The 14,108-nt window shown below is 72.2% G+C and carries 12 protein-coding genes; 5 read left to right on the top strand and 7 right to left on the bottom strand.

Annotated features, from left to right (window positions below):
• Window positions 1-31: 31 nt before the first annotated feature.
• A complete protein-coding gene (locus tag ACY34M_RS11190; protein WP_462718259.1) occupies window positions 32-490 on the top strand; it encodes an SRPBCC family protein in 459 nt (152 codons plus the stop codon).
• Window positions 491-678: 188 nt separating this feature from the next.
• Here the strand turns inward: ACY34M_RS11190 and ACY34M_RS11195 are convergent, their stop codons facing one another.
• The 5 genes from ACY34M_RS11195 to ACY34M_RS11215 form a co-directional block, all read right to left on the bottom strand.
• Window positions 679-1,815 (bottom strand): XdhC family protein, encoded by a 1,137-nt coding sequence (locus ACY34M_RS11195; protein WP_462718260.1) that lies wholly within the window; start codon window positions 1,813-1,815, stop codon window positions 679-681.
• Between the two features lie 44 nt (window positions 1,816-1,859).
• Complete coding sequence (locus ACY34M_RS11200; protein ID WP_462718261.1) at window positions 1,860-3,311, bottom strand: NCS2 family permease; 1,452 nt, start codon at window positions 3,309-3,311, stop codon at window positions 1,860-1,862.
• A 164-nt stretch (window positions 3,312-3,475) separates the two neighbouring features.
• A complete protein-coding gene (locus ACY34M_RS11205; protein WP_462718262.1) occupies window positions 3,476-5,866 on the bottom strand; it encodes a xanthine dehydrogenase family protein molybdopterin-binding subunit in 2,391 nt (796 codons plus the stop codon).
• 5 nt (window positions 5,867-5,871) lie between these two features.
• On the bottom strand, window positions 5,872-6,450 hold the full coding sequence (locus ACY34M_RS11210; RefSeq protein ID WP_462718263.1) for a (2Fe-2S)-binding protein: 579 nt from the start codon (window positions 6,448-6,450) through the stop codon (window positions 5,872-5,874).
• The gene (locus tag ACY34M_RS11215; protein ID WP_462718264.1) at window positions 6,450-7,352 is read right to left on the bottom strand and encodes an FAD binding domain-containing protein; all 903 of its coding nucleotides are present in this window, start codon (window positions 7,350-7,352) and stop codon (window positions 6,450-6,452) included. Before ACY34M_RS11215 ends, ACY34M_RS11210 begins: the two co-directional genes overlap by 1 nt.
• Before the next feature lie 357 nt (window positions 7,353-7,709).
• Between ACY34M_RS11215 and ACY34M_RS11220 the strand changes: the two genes are divergently transcribed.
• Window positions 7,710-9,461, top strand: a complete 1,752-nt coding sequence (locus ACY34M_RS11220) for a PucR family transcriptional regulator (protein WP_462718564.1) — start codon at window positions 7,710-7,712, stop codon at window positions 9,459-9,461.
• 130 nt (window positions 9,462-9,591) lie between these two features.
• A complete protein-coding gene (locus ACY34M_RS11225) occupies window positions 9,592-10,353 on the top strand; it encodes a hypothetical protein (RefSeq protein WP_462718265.1) in 762 nt (253 codons plus the stop codon).
• A gap of 83 nt (window positions 10,354-10,436) precedes the next feature.
• Here ACY34M_RS11225 and ACY34M_RS11230 read toward each other — a convergent pair whose 3' ends face one another.
• Entirely contained in the window at window positions 10,437-11,195 is a 759-nt protein-coding gene (locus ACY34M_RS11230; RefSeq protein ID WP_462718266.1) for a GntR family transcriptional regulator, read from the bottom strand.
• 137 nt (window positions 11,196-11,332) lie between these two features.
• Here ACY34M_RS11230 and ACY34M_RS11235 point away from each other — a divergent pair, with 137 nt between their 5' ends.
• The gene (locus tag ACY34M_RS11235; RefSeq protein WP_462718267.1) at window positions 11,333-12,187 is read left to right on the top strand and encodes a (2Fe-2S)-binding protein; all 855 of its coding nucleotides are present in this window, start codon (window positions 11,333-11,335) and stop codon (window positions 12,185-12,187) included.
• A 187-nt stretch (window positions 12,188-12,374) separates the two neighbouring features.
• Window positions 12,375-13,460 (top strand): DUF2637 domain-containing protein, encoded by a 1,086-nt coding sequence (locus ACY34M_RS11240; RefSeq protein WP_462718268.1) that lies wholly within the window; start codon window positions 12,375-12,377, stop codon window positions 13,458-13,460.
• A gap of 30 nt (window positions 13,461-13,490) precedes the next feature.
• On the opposite strand, the gene ACY34M_RS11245 is transcribed toward ACY34M_RS11240, so the two are convergent.
• The gene (locus ACY34M_RS11245) at window positions 13,491-13,991 is read right to left on the bottom strand and encodes an ATP-binding protein (RefSeq protein WP_462718565.1); all 501 of its coding nucleotides are present in this window, start codon (window positions 13,989-13,991) and stop codon (window positions 13,491-13,493) included.
• Window positions 13,992-14,108: the final 117 nt, after the last annotated feature.

Genomic DNA, 14,108 nt, shown 5'->3' on the forward strand with positions numbered 1-14,108 from the left:
CCTCACTCGAACGTGTGCATACCATCGCGACATGACGGCCCAAATCCGTATCGTCCGTGACACGTCGCTGCGCGCCGCCGAGGCGTGGCGGCGGCTGACCGACTGGGAGCGGCACGGGGAGTCCGTGCCGCTCACGCGTGTCACGGTGACGACACCGCCGCCGGACGCGGCGGGCACGGTGTTCGTGGCGCGCACCGGGGTGGGGCGGTGGGGCTTCGACGATCCGATGGAGATCGTCGCGTGGCAGCCGCCGCGTCGCTGCCGGATGGAGAAGCGGGGGCGGGTCGTCACCGGGTGGGCCGAGTTCGAGGTGCGGGCGCTCGGGGACGGGGGTTCGCGCGTCGAGTGGCGCGAGGAGCTGCATGTACGCGGGGTGCCGCGCGCGGCGGACCGGGTGGTCGCGGCGGCGGGGCGGTGGGTGTTCGGGCGGGCGGTGGACGCGTTGCTCGGGGCGGGTGACGTGGGCGAGGAGTCGTCGCCTCACGGGTAACAGAGGTTACGGCCTCGGGGCTCCGCCCCGGACCCCGCGCCTCAATCGCCGGCGGGGCTTGATTTTGCCCACCCGCCGCCGGGGATGAATTCGCCCGTGGGCTACCGACCTCGCCTTGGGCAATCTGCCGCCTTGGGCGGCAGGGTGGGCAAGGCGGCCCACGGTGCTGCCCAACAGGGGTAGGGGCCTCACGCCACCGAGTTGATGGGCCTCGCCGGGGCCGGGTCGTGGTGGATCGGCGTGTGCGCCCCCGTCAGGGACACGCCCGTGCCGCCCCGGCGGTCCGCCACGATCTCGGAGGCGATGGACACCGCCACCTCCTCCGGCGTACGCGCACCCAGGTCGAGGCCGATCGGGGAGCGCAGGCGTGCCAACTCCAGCTCTGTGACGCCCACTTCGCGCAGCCGCTCGTTGCGGTCGAGGTGCGTGCGCCGCGAGCCCATCGCGCCCACGTACGCCACCGGCAGCCGCAGCGCGAGCCGGAGCAGCGGGACGTCGAACTTGGCGTCGTGGGTCAGGACGCACAGCACGGTGCGGCCGTCGGTCTCGGTCCGTTCCAGGTACGTGTGCGGCCACTCGACGACGATCTCGTCGGCGTCGGGGAACCGCGCGGCCGTCGCGAACACCGGGCGTGCGTCGCACACCGTGACCCGGTAGCCGAGGAACGTGCCCATGCGGACGAGCGCCGACGCGAAGTCGATCGCACCGAAGACGATCATGCGCGGCGGCGGCACGGACGACTCGACGAGGACGGTGAGCGGCGAACCGCAGCGCGAGCCCTGTTCGCCGATCTCCAGCGTGCCGGTGCGCCCCGCGTCGAGGAAGGCCGCCGCCTCCCCCGCCACGGTGCGGTCCAGTTCGGGATGCGCCCCGAAACCGCCCTCGTGCGCGCCGTCGGGGCGGACGAGCAGCGCCCGCCCCATCAGCTCCGCGGGCCCCGACACGATGCGCGCGAGCGCCGCCGCCTCCCCCGTGGCGGCGGCGCCGAGCGCCCCCCGTACGGCACGGTCCGACGCGCGTACCGGCGTGACGAGGATGTCGATGACGCCGCCGCAGGTGAGCCCCACGGCGAAGGCGTCGTCGTCGCTGTAGCCGAACTGTTCGAGGACCGGCTCCCCGTCCTCCAGGGCCTGCCGGCACAGCTCGTACACCGCGCCCTCCACGCATCCGCCGGAGACCGAACCGATCGCGGTGCCCTCGCTGTCGACGGCGAGCGCCGCGCCCGGCTGCCGGGGCGCGCTGCCGCCGACGGCCACCACGGTGGCCACGGCGAACGCGCGTCCCTGCTCGACCCACCGGTGCAGCTCGTCGGCGATGTCCAGCATGTCTCGGTCTCCTTAACGGTTCGTGGAAAGGTGCGTGGGCGGGCCTACTTGACGCCCAGCCAGCTCTCGATCGGGTGCAGGCCGAAGTAGACGAGGAACACGAGCGTCAGCACCCACATGAAGGCGCCGATCTCGCGGAACTTCCCCTGCGCCGCCTTGATCGCCGTGTAGGCGATGACTCCGGCGCCGACGCCGGCCGTGATCGAGTACGTGAACGGCATCAGCGCCACGGTCAGGAACACCGGCACCGCGACGGCCCGGTCGGACCAGTCCACGTGCCGGGCGTTCTGCATCATCATCGCGCCGATGACGACGAGCGCCGCGGCGGCGACCTGGCCGGGCACGATCTGCGCGAGCGGCGTGAAGAACAGGCCGAGCGCGAAGAGGAAGCCGGTGACGACGGACGACAGGCCGGTGCGCGCGCCCTCGCCGACGCCGGTGGCGGACTCGATGAAGACGGTCTGCCCGGAGGCGCCCGCCACACCGCCGATCGCGCCGCCCGCGCCGTCGATGAACAGTGCCTTGGACAGGCCGGGCATGCGGCCCTTGTCGTCGGCGAGCTTCGCCTCGGTGCCGACGCCGATGATGGTGGCCATCGCGTCGAAGAACCCGGCGAGCACGAGCGTGAACACGATCATGCCGACGGTCATCCCGCCGATGGAGTCCCAGCCGCCGAACTCGACGTGCCCGAAGAGCGAGAAGTCGGGCATGGAGACGGCGCTGCCGGTCAGCTCGGGCGGGCTGCCGCCCCAGACCTTCGGGCTGAGGTCGAAGACCGCGTTGACGATGACGGCGAGGACCGTGCCGACGACGATGCCGATCAGGATCGCGCCGGGGATGTTGCGGGCCTGGAGCATGAAGATCAGGAGGAGGGTGACCGCGAAGAGCAGCACGGGCCAGCCCTTGAGCTGTCCGCCGGTGCCCAGGGTGACCGGGGCGCCCTTGCCGACGAAGCCGGCGTTGACCAGGCCGATCAGCGCGATGAACATGCCGATGCCGATGGTGATGCCGTGCTTCAGGGCCAGCGGGATCGCGTTCATGATGATCTCGCGGAGCCCGGTGACGACGAGCAGCACGATCACCACGCCGTACATCACGCACATGCCCATGGCCTGCGGCCACGTCATGTTGGGCGCGACCTGGGTGGCGAGCACGCCGGAGACGGACAGGCCCGCGGCGAGCGCCAGCGGGACCTTGCCGAGGAAGCCCATCAGCAGGGTGCACAGGGCGGCGGCGAGCGCGGTCGCGGTGATCAGTCCGGCGTGGCTGAGCCTGTTGCCCGCCGCGTCGGGGCCGCCGAGCAGCAGCGGGTTGAGCAGGAGGATGTAACACATCGCCATGAAGGTGGTGATGCCGCCGCGCACTTCGCGCGCGAACGTCGATCCTCTGTCGGATATGTGGAAGTAGCGGTCGAGCCAAGACCTGCCGGCGGGCGGACGCGAGCCCGTGCCCGCGTCGTCGGCGGCGGTCTTCGGCTCCACGGACTGCTGGGTCATGGTGCCTCGTTTCCCAAGGTTCATAGGGGCACCCGTGAACTGCCCTACGGCATACGGGTTTTGGGATGGCTGCACGACCCGGGGGACGGCCCGAGACGCAGGGGAGGAACGGCGGGGTGACGGTGCCTCGAGGAAGCGGCCGTCACCCCGCGCGAGGAGGCGGACTAGGCCGGAGCCGTGCCCGTGAGGTGCTCGGGCCGGACCGGGGTCCGGTCGAGCTCCAGGCCCGTCGCGTTCCGGATCGCCGCGAGGACGGCCGGGGTCGACGACAGGGTCGGTGCCTCGCCGATGCCGCGCAGCCCGTAGGGAGCGTGGTCGTCGGCGAGTTCGAGCACGTCGACCGGGATGGTCGGCGTGTCGAGAATCGTGGGGATCAGGTAGTCGGTGAAGGAGGGGTTGCGCACCTTCGCCGTCTTCGGGTCGACGACGATCTCCTCCATCACCGCGACGCCGAGGCCCTGGGTGGTGCCGCCCTGGATCTGGCCGATCACGGACAGCGGGTTGAGCGCCTTGCCGACGTCCTGGGCGCAGGCCAGCTCGACGACCTTGACGAGGCCGAGTTCGGTGTCGACCTCGACGACGGCGCGGTGCGCGGCGAAGGAGTACTGCACGTGCCCGTTGCCCTGCCCGGTGCGCAGGTCGAAGGCCTCGGTGGGGCGGTGCCGCCACTCCTCCTCGACCTCGACGGACTCGTCTTCCAGTACGTCGACGAGGTCGGCGAGGACCTCGCCGCCGTCGGTGACGACCTTGCCGCCCTCCAGGAGGAGTTCGGCGGTGGCCCACGCCGGGTGGTACGTGCCCAGCTTGCGGCGGCCGAGGTCCAGGACCTTCTCGCGGACGAGCTCGCAGGCGTTCTTGACGGCGCCGCCGGTGACGTAGGTCTGGCGGGACGCGGACGTCGAACCGGCCGAGCCGACCTGGGTGTCGGCCGGGTGGATGGTCACCTGCGTGACCCCCAGCTCGGTGCGGGCGATCTGCGCGTGCACGGTGACGCCGCCCTGGCCGACCTCGGCCATCGCCGTGTGCACGGTGGCCACCGGCTCGCCGCCGACGACCTCCATGCGGACGCGGGCGGTCGAGTAGTCGTCGAAGCCCTCGGAGAAGCCGACGTTCTTGATGCCGACCGCGTAGCCGATGCCGCGTACGACGCCCTCGCCGTGCGAGGTGTTGGACAGGCCGCCGGGCAGCTGGCGCACGTCGGCGCCCTCGCTGGACTCCCACTGGCGCTCGGGCGGCAGCGGCATCGCCTTGACGCGGCGCAGCAGTTCGGCGACCGGGGCGGGCGAGTCGACGGGCTGGCCCGTCGGCATGATCGTGCCCTGCTCCATGGCGTTGAGCTGCCGGAACTCGACCCGGTCGATGCCCACCTTGTCGGCGAGCTTGTCCATCTGCGCCTCGTACGCGAAGCACGCCTGGACCGCGCCGAAGCCGCGCATGGCGCCGCAGGGCGGGTTGTTGGAGTACAGCGCGATGGCCTCGATGTCGACGTCGTCGAGCACGTACGGCCCGACGGCGAGGGACGAGGCGTTGCCGACGACGGCCGGGGAGGCCGAGGCGTAGGCGCCGCCGTCGAGGACGATGCGGCACTTCATGTGCGTGAGCTTGCCGTCCTTCGTCGCCCCGTGCTCGTAAGTGAGCTTCGCGGGGTGGCGGTGGACGTGTCCGAAGAAGGACTCGAAGCGGTTGTAGACGATCTTGACGGGCTTGCCGGTGCGGAGCGCGAGCAGGCACGCGTGGATCTGCATCGACAGGTCCTCGCGGCCGCCGAACGCGCCGCCGACGCCGGAGAGCGTCATCCGCACCTTGTCCTCGGGCAGGCCGAGGACGGGGGCGATCTGGCCGAGGTCCGAGTGCAGCCACTGCGTGGCGACGTAGAGGTCGACGCCGCCGTCCTCGGCGGGCACGGCGAGGCCGGACTCGGGGCCGAGGAAGGCCTGGTCCTGCATGCCGAAGGTGTACTCGCCCTTGACGACGAAGTCGGCCTTCTTGGCGGCCTCTTCGGCGTTGCCCCGGACGATCGGCTGGCGGTGCACGATGTTCGGGTGCGGGACGTGGCCCGCGTGGTGGTCGTCGCGGCCCTCGTGCACGAGCACCGCGTCGGGGGCGGTCGCGGAGGCCTCGTCGGTGATGACGGGCAGTTCGCGGTACTCCACCTTGATCTTGGCGGCGGCGCGCCGCGCCGTCTCCGGGTGGTCGGCCGCGATGCAGGCGACGGGCTCGCCGTGGTGGCGGACCTTGCCGTGCGCGAGGACCGGGGTGTCCTTGATCTCCAGGCCGTAGTTCTTCACGGCGGTCGGGAGGTCGTCGTAGGTGAGGACCGCGTAGACGCCGGGCGTCGCCAGCGCCTCGCCCGTGTCGATGGACACGATCTCGGCGTGCGCGACGGTGGAGCGCAGAATGTGGCCCCACAACATGTCCTCGTGCCACATGTCGGACGAGTAGGCGAACTCGCCGGTGACCTTGAGGGTTCCGTCCGGCCGGAGCGTGGACTCGCCGATGCCGCCCTTGGTCTGCGAACCCTGGGTGACCTTGCCGGGGATTCCTGTCGTACCCATGCTGCTCAGACTCCCTCGGGCTGGGTCTGGCGCGCCGCGGCGAGCCGGACCGCGTCCATGATCTTCTCGTAGCCGGTGCAGCGGCAGAGGTTCCCGGAGAGCGCCTCGCGGATGTCCGCGTCGGACGGGTTCGGGTTCTGCTCCAGCATCTCGTCGGCCGCGACCAGCAGACCAGGCGTGCAGAAGCCGCACTGGACGGCTCCCGCGTCGATGAACGCCTGCTGGATCGGGGCCAGTTCGCCGCCCTCGCCGGTCTGCGAGTCGGTGCCCTTGGCGGACCAGCCCTGCGCCTCCTGGAGCGACGTACCGCTCTCGTGGGAGCCGCAGGAGCGGGCCTTGGCGTGGTCGGCGAGCCCCTCGACGGTGACGACCTCGCGGCCCTCGACCTGCCCGGCGGCGACGAGACAGGAACACACCGGGACGCCGTCGAGCCGGACGGTGCACGATCCGCACTCGCCCTGCTCGCACGCGTTCTTGGAACCCGGCAGGCCCATCCGCTCGCGCAGCACGTACAGCAGGGACTCGCCCTCCCACACGTCGTCGGCTTCCTGCTGACGGCCGTTGACCGTGAAATTGACGCGCATTACGCGACTCCCTCCGTGGATACGCCCGAGCCGCGGTACGACTCCCAGGCCCAGGTGAGCGTGCGGCGCGCCATGACGCCGACCGCGTGCCGGCGGTACGAGGCGGTGCCCCGCACGTCGTCGATCGGGTTGCAGGCGCCGGAGCACAGCGTGGCGAACTGCTTGGCGACCGACGGGGTGATGATCTTGCCGTTGTCCCAGAACCCGCCCTCTTCCAGCGCGGCGTTCAGGAACTGCTCGGCCTCCTTGGCGCGGATCGGCGTGGGTGCCGCCGAGCCGATGCCGGTGCGTACGGTGCGGGTCTCGGGGTGCAGGGCCAGGCCGAAGGCGCACACGGCGATGACCATCGCGTTGCGCGTGCCGACCTTGGAGAACTGCTGCGGCCCGGTCGCCTTGGGCAGGTGCACGGCGCGGATCAGCTCGTCCTCGGCGAGGGCGTTGCGCTTGACCCCCGTGTAGAACTCGTCGATCGGGATGCGCCGCGAGCCGCGCACCGACTCCACCTCGACCTCGGCGCCGGAGGCGAGCAGCGCCGGGTGGGCGTCGCCCGCGGGCGACGCGGTGCCGAGGTTGCCGCCGACGCCGCCGCGGTTGCGGATCTGCGGGGATGCGACGGTGTGCGAGGCGAGCGCCAGGCCCGGCAGCTCGCCTCGCAGGTGCTCCATGATCCTGGTGTACGGGACGGAGGCGCCGAGCCGGACGGTGTCGCCGCGCGGCCCCTCGCCCACCTCCCACTCGTTCAGCTCAACGATGCGGTTGAGGTCGAGGAGGTACTCGGGGCGGCGATGGTCGAAGTTGATCTCGACCATGACATCGGTGCCACCTGCGATCGGCACTGCTGTGGGGTGCTCGGCCTTGGCGGCGAGCGCCTCCTCCCAGCTGCCGGGGCGAAGGAAGTCCATGTTCGGCTCTCTTCTCCGTGAGGTTGGTGGATCGGGCAGGGATCGTGCGTGGATCGTGCGTCGTGTCAGGCGATGCGATCGAGCCACGGGATGTGCGGATCACAGGGGCTCGTTCAGTGCGGATGTTGATGCTTTCCATGTGCTGTTCACGCGGAGTGAGGCCAGTACACCGCCTGTGCTCCGGCAGTGTCAGTCACGGAAAACATGAACGCGTTGGCTGGCCCGCGCGGGTGTCTTGTAGATTCGTATGAACGGGCGGCATCAGTAACCTCACCGTTTTTCCCCGGAAACCCAGGCCACGGGTCTGTCGGGTTCCACTTGGCTACGACTTCGAGACAGATCGGCGGCGACGACGACATGCGGCTGCGCGCATTGCTGGACACGGACGCGCTGGGCCTCAGGCTCCTCGGCGGCGAGGACGAACTCGAACGCACGGTCCGCGGCGTGATGACCACGGACCTGCGGGATCCCAGCCGCTACATGTCCGGCGGCGAGCTGGTCCTCACCGGCCTCGCCTGGCGCCGGGACGCGGCCGATTCGGAGCCCTTCGTACGCCATGTCGCCGGGGCCGGGGCCACCGCGCTCGCGGCCGGCGAGGCGGAGCTGGGCTCCGTGCCCGAGGACCTCGTCGAGGCCTGCGCGCGGCACCGGCTCCCGCTGTTCGCGGTGAGCGAGTCGGTGGCCTTCGCGACGATCACCGAGCACGTCGTGCGGCAGGTATCGGGCGAGCGGGCCGGGGACCTCGCGGCGGTCGTCGACCGGCACCGCCGGCTGATGACCTCGGGGCCCGCGGGCGGCGGCCCTGACGTCGTCCTCGACCTGCTCGGCAGCGACCTGGACCTGCGGGCCTGGGTGCTTTCACCGACCGGGCGCGCGATCGCAGGGTCGGCGGCCGCGGGTCCCGAGCTGCCCGCGCCGCTCAGGACCCGGCTCGCGGCGGAGCACCTGGCGGCCCTGCGCACGGGGCGGCGCAGCCCGCACCGGGTGTCGGTGGACGGCGTCACGTACTCGCTGTTCCCGATCGGCTCGGCGCCGAAGGACGCCCCGGCCGCCCCCGCCCCCGCCCCCGACGACGCGCGGGCCAGCGTCCTCGCGGACTGGCTGCTCGCCGTCGAGGCCGACGCGGGCGACTGGCCGGACGAGCGGCTCGACCTGCTGCAGGGCGTCACCCAGCTGATCTCGGTCGAGCGCGAGCGGCGGGACGCGGCGCGCACGGTGCGGCGCAGGCTCGCGCAGGAGGTCCTGGAGCTGGTGCAGGCGGGCGCGGCCCCGGCGGAGATCGCGGCACGCCTGCGCGTCGCGGCGCCCGTGCTGCTGCCGGGACTCGGCGCGGCGCCGCACTGGCAGGTCGTCGTGGCGCGCGTGGAGTGGGCGAATCAAGGGGGCGGGTCCGAAGGGTCCTCGGTCGAGGGCGGCGGGCGACGGGCGGGAAAGGGCGACGGCGGGGCGGTGGCCCAGTCGCTGCTCGAGGAGATCCTCGTCGCCCCGGAGGCCGGGGCGCGCCCCGACACCGCCGAGCCGTCCGACCGGATCGCCGTGGCGCACGGCGGGGACGAGGCGATCGCCCTGGTGCCGCTGCCCGCGGTGGCCGCGGAGCACGACGGCTCGGAGCAGGGCCTGCTCGCGGACACGCTGCTGAGCGCCGTACGCGAACCCCTCGCGGCCGGACTCGCCGACGACGGGCGCCTGACGATCGGCGTGAGCGCCGCGGTGCACTCCGCGGAGGGGCTGCGCGGCGCCCTGGAGGAGGCGCGGCACGCGCGGCGCGTGGCGGCGGCCCGCACGGGCGTGGTCTGCGCGGCGGGCCACCAGGAGCTGGCGTCCCACGTGCTGCTCCTGCCCTTCGTCCCGGACGACGTGCGCCGGGCGTTCACGGCGCGGCTGCTCGACCCGCTGCGCGAGTACGACCACAAGCACCGCGCGGAGCTGGTCGCGACGCTGGAGGCGTTCCTCGACTGCGACGGCTCGTGGACCCGCTGCGCGTCCCGGCTGCACCTGCACGTCAACACGTTGCGGTACCGGGTGGGCCGCATCGAACAGCTGACGGGTCGTGATCTTTCGCGCCTGGAAGACAAGTTGGACTTCTTCCTTGCGTTGCGGATGAGCTGACGCACGGGCCCATGGGTTTGTGAAATCTTTCACCCACCCCCTTGGCCGGGCGCCTTGATCCGTGCTGAGATGCCCCACGGCAAACTCGGCTCGATGGCGTGCTCGGGAGGGCAATGTGGCGCATACCGCCATGTCTGGTACCGGAACGAACGCAGCGGACGATCCACTCCAGACCGCGGTATGGCGGCTGCGTTCGCGCGGCTGCTGGGCCGACGCGGCGGCGCTCCTCGACCGTCGCGCGGCGACGGACGCGGGGGCGGCGCTCCAGCGGGCGGCGCTGCTGGTGGAGCGGTGTCTGTACACGGAGCAGGGATGGGCGGACGCGGAGGACGCGTTGCGCGCGGCGGAGGCGCTGGCCCATACGGACGAGGAGCGGGGTGCGGCCGCCTGTGAGCGCGGCCAACTCGCCTACTCGGCAACGCTGTTGAAGGCGCGGGACCGGTCCGACGAGGCGCGTTCGGCGTTCGGGCGGGCGGCGGCGCTCATCGCGCCGGGGACGCCGGGGCGGGCGCTGCTCGACTTCCGGCGCGGACTGATGTCGGAGAACCTGGCGGATTCGCCGCAGGCGGCCCGCGCGGCGTACCGCAGGGCGCATGCGGGGGCCACGGCGCACGGTGACGCGCTGCTGCTCTCCTTCACCTGGCGGCACATCGCCGGGCTCGCGCTGCGTGAGGGCGAGCTGACGGAGGCGCGGCACGGTTTCGCGGAGTCGCTGCGGATCCGCGAGGAACTCGGCTACCTGGTGGGTACGGCCCCGGCGCTTGCCTCGCTGGCGGAGGCGGAACCCGAACCCGACACCAAGGCTCGCCTCCGCGCCGAGGCAGCCCGCCTCTTCCGCCTGCTGGACGGCGTACCTACATGGCTGGCGGGGGTGCTACCGGCGGCGGCATGACCAGGTGCCGTAAATCAAGCCCCGCCGGCGATTGAGGCGCGGGGTCCGGGGCGGAGCCCCGTGGGCGCAACCACGGGTGACGGTCAGCCGCCGATGTGCTCGCGCACCAGCAGGGCGACGGCCCCACCGTCCTGCACCTCGAGCGCATCCAGCAGCGCGGCGTGCTGCATCGCGTCGAGCGCCAGGTCGGACGCGGACCAGCCCACCTGCCGGTGCAGATCGTCGGCCACCCGGACCACCTGGTCGTTGCCGCCGAACGCGAGGAGCGCCCGGTGGAAGGCACGGTCCGCCTCCGCGTACCCGGCCCGGTCCCCCGCGGCGGCCGCCGCAGCCGTGGCGCGGGCCAGCGGCCGCAGCTCGGCCCACCGCGCGGGCGCCACCGTACGGGCCAGCCGGGTCACCACCGGCACCTCGACGAGCGCCCGCACCTCCGCGAGCTCGGCCAGCTCGCGGTCCGAGCGCCGGGTCACCCGGAACCCTCGGTTCGGCACGACCTCGACCGCGCCCTCCCGCGCCAGCTGCTGCATCGCCTCGCGCACCGGCGTCGCCGACACCCCGAAGCGCTCCCCCAGGGTGGGGCCGGAGTAGACCTCGCCGGGCGCGAGGTCGCCGGAGACGAGCGCGGCCCGCAGCGCGTCGAGCACCTGACCGCGCACGGAGGTCCGCTCGACGGCTCCGCGTGCCACGAGCCCCGGCGCGGGGGGCTCACTGTGGGTGTGCTCGCCGCGGCTCCGCTCGGGAAACGCGGGCGCGGGCGCCCAGGCCGACGCCGACCGCTGCTCGGGCACCCCGATGGAGGACTCGCGTGCCACGCGTGGTCTCGTCCGCTCCACCCCGGTCATCCCCTTCGCCGCCGTTCCTTGCCGTTTGTCCGAAGCTCAACGAAGAACGATAGAGGGCCGGGCCGACAGTTCAAACCCCACCCCGCTCGGGTAAGGTAAGGCTTACCTGTAAACGATCGTGAATCGGTGGCCCCGACATGCCCCTCACCACGTCTGCGCTCGACGCGCCTCCCAGCGCGGTCTCGGCCGCGTACGCCCGCCTCACCGAGGTGTTTCCGGGCCTGAGCGTCATCGAGGTGCCCGTGGGCGAGGCGCTGCCCGAGGGTGCGGGCTGGGTGCGCACGGAGCAGCTCGCCGAGGGCGGCGCCGCGGTGGACGCCTTCCTCGCGTGGGACAACGCACAGGTGCTCAAGGACTACGGCACGGCCGCCCGTCCCGACGTGATCGCCAGCTTCGGCCTGCACCGCTACGCGTGGCCCGCCTGCCTGCTCATCACGCTCCCCTGGTTCCTGCACCGCCGCGTGCCCCGCTTCCCGGCGTCCGAGGTCGCCTTCCAGCGCACGCTCGGCCGGCTCGCGGTCCACGTCACCGAGTTCGCCTGCCTCCCCGACGACCCGGCGGCGGCCCTGCCCGGCGCCCGCGTCGTCCCCGACGAGGAGGCCCTGCGCGCCGAGGTCCGCGCGGCCGTCGCCGAACACCTTCAGCCGGTGCTGAGCGGCTTCGGACCGCGGATGCGGCGCGGCCCGCGCGCCCTGTGGGGCATGGCGACGGACGAGATCGTCGAGAGCCTCTGGTACCTGGGCCATCTCCTCGGCGAGGAGCGGCGCGCGATGACCGACCTGGAGGCGCTGCTGCCCGGCGCCACGAAGCCGTACGTCGGGAAGGCCGCGTTCCGTGAACTGAAGGGACCCGCCGGGGAGTCGCTGCCCACCCGCGACCGTGCGAGCTGCTGCATGTTCTACACGCTGCGTCCGCAGGACACCTGCGTGACGTGCCCGCGCACCTGCGACGCGGACCGGGTCAGCAGGCTCACCGCAACCGCGGCGGCCTGAACCACCCGTTCGAGTGACGTAATTCGAACCCAACTTCCCTTTCTCAAGCGGGAGTTCGAGCGTACGGCCAATTTACGCGCCCCCTCCCACTCCAATGGCGTTCTCTTGCCCCGAAACTCCCTGCGGACTCGGACCGCTGGGCCAATATTGCGCCCGTTAAGCCCTAACGCGACGCAAGGGACCCCAGATGAGACTGACCGACATATCGCTGGACTGGCTGCTTCCGGGCGCCGTGCTGCTCCTGGGCATGCTGGCGGCGGTGGCAGTGCTCGCGCGCGGCAGGCGCGCCGGGGGCACCAAGAAGGACTCGGGATCGTTCTCCGACGAGTCGTGGGAGCGCAGCGAGGAGCGCCGCAGGCGCAAGGAGGCCGTCTACGGCACCGCCTCGTACGTATTGCTGTTCTGCTGTGCGGCGGTCGCCGCCGCGCTCTCCTTCCACGGACTGGTCGGCTTCGGCAAGCAGAACCTGAACCTGTCCGGGGGCTGGGAGTACCTCGTCCCGTTCGGGCTCGACGGCGCCGCCATGTTCTGCTCGGTGCTCGCGGTGCGCGAGGCCAGCCACGGCGACGCGGCGCTCGGCTCGCGCATACTCGTGTGGACGTTCGCGGGCGCCGCCGCCTGGTTCAACTGGGTGCACGCGCCGCGGGGCCTGGACCACGCGGGCGCCCCGCACTTCTTCGCGGGGATGTCCCTGTCGGCCGCCGTCCTGTTCGACCGCGCCCTGAAGCAGACGCGCCGCGCGGCGCTGCGCGAACAGGGCCTGGTGCCGCGCCCGTTGCCGCAGATCCGCATCGTGCGGTGGCTGCGCGCACCCCTGGAGACGTACAACGCCTGGTCGTTGATGCTCCTGGAGAACGTGCGCACCCTGGACGAGGCGGTGGACGAGGTCCGCGAGGACAAGCGCGAGAAGACCGAGAACCGGATGCGCCAGCGGGAGCACCAGAAGCTGGAGCGTGCCCAACTGAAGGCGCTGAGCCGGGGTTTCGCCCCGCGCGGTGGCCGGCAGGTCGAGGCCAGCACCGCGCAGACCGGCTCGGAGTCCGCCATATCGGCGGCGGCGACGCCGTCGGAACTACCGCAGGCGACACCGGCACCGGAGCAGCTTCCCGTGCGCACCCGGCCCTCGCTCCAGGCCGTCAAGGGCATCCGCAGATCCCGTGACCAGAAGGCGCCCGTCACCGTCGATCTCACGGCGGAGGACGACACGCAGGCGCTGCCCCGGCTCGACTCTCTGGAGCAGAAGCTCAAGGACCTTGAGCAGCAGCTCGGTTGAGCCCGTCCGTGGTACGGCGGCGTCGTGATCTCAGGCGGCGCCGCCGTCCAGTTCGAACCAGACCACCTTTCCCGTGGCCCCCGGCCCGAGCGCCGCGACACCCCAGGAGTCCGCGAGGGACTGGACCAGGATCAGTCCGCGCCCATTGGTGCCCTGCGTACCGTCGTCGGCGTGCGGTACGCGCGGCTTGGGCCTGCGCGAGACGAAGTCACGGACCTCGACGCGCAGGGTGTGCGGCCCCACGGTCGCGGTGAGTTCCGCCTCGCAGTCCGTGTGCACCAGCGCGTTCGTCACGATCTCGCTGGTGAGGAGTTCTGCCACCTCTGATCTCCCGGGCCTCCCCCATTGCCGGAGGAGTTCGCGCAGCGCGCGCCTCGTCTCCGGGACAGCCCGCAGATCAGCCTTGCCCAGCTTGCGCTTGAGTTGGACCGGAGGTCCGTCCTCGGGATCCGCCGTGTCCGCCACACCCCCTTTCTCGTACGTCGAGCCCCTGTCGCCCACGGGGACGACTCCTCTTGGCTGCCGTTTCATGGCCCCCGCCCACACGCCGATCCCCATGCCTCTCTGGCTGGACTGCTGCTGCCCTCGGCCTGCTCTTCGAACGCGTACACGGGGATGGATGCCCCGCTGTCCGAACGGCACGCTTGT

The organism is Streptomyces sp. EDA2-14 (assembly GCF_054963755.1).

Bases quoted from the DNA above. Each gene is read 5' to 3' on its own strand.
- ACY34M_RS11235 (WP_462718267.1), top strand. From the start codon at position 11,333: ATGCCCCTCACCACGTCTGCGCTCGACGCGCCTCCCAGCGCGGTCTCG.
- ACY34M_RS11205 (WP_462718262.1), bottom strand. From the start codon at position 5,866: ATGGGTACGACAGGAATCCCCGGCAAGGTCACCCAGGGTTCGCAGACC.
- ACY34M_RS11240 (WP_462718268.1), top strand. From the start codon at position 12,375: ATGAGACTGACCGACATATCGCTGGACTGGCTGCTTCCGGGCGCCGTG.
- ACY34M_RS11215 (WP_462718264.1), bottom strand. From the start codon at position 7,352: ATGGACTTCCTTCGCCCCGGCAGCTGGGAGGAGGCGCTCGCCGCCAAG.
- ACY34M_RS11195 (WP_462718260.1), bottom strand. From the start codon at position 1,815: ATGCTGGACATCGCCGACGAGCTGCACCGGTGGGTCGAGCAGGGACGC.
- ACY34M_RS11200 (WP_462718261.1), bottom strand. From the start codon at position 3,311: ATGACCCAGCAGTCCGTGGAGCCGAAGACCGCCGCCGACGACGCGGGC.
- ACY34M_RS11210 (WP_462718263.1), bottom strand. From the start codon at position 6,450: ATGCGCGTCAATTTCACGGTCAACGGCCGTCAGCAGGAAGCCGACGAC.
- ACY34M_RS11225 (WP_462718265.1), top strand. From the start codon at position 9,592: ATGTCTGGTACCGGAACGAACGCAGCGGACGATCCACTCCAGACCGCG.
- ACY34M_RS11245 (WP_462718565.1), bottom strand. From the start codon at position 13,991: ATGAAACGGCAGCCAAGAGGAGTCGTCCCCGTGGGCGACAGGGGCTCG.
- ACY34M_RS11190 (WP_462718259.1), top strand. From the start codon at position 32: ATGACGGCCCAAATCCGTATCGTCCGTGACACGTCGCTGCGCGCCGCC.
- ACY34M_RS11230 (WP_462718266.1), bottom strand. From the start codon at position 11,195: ATGACCGGGGTGGAGCGGACGAGACCACGCGTGGCACGCGAGTCCTCC.
- ACY34M_RS11220 (WP_462718564.1), top strand. From the start codon at position 7,710: ATGCGGCTGCGCGCATTGCTGGACACGGACGCGCTGGGCCTCAGGCTC.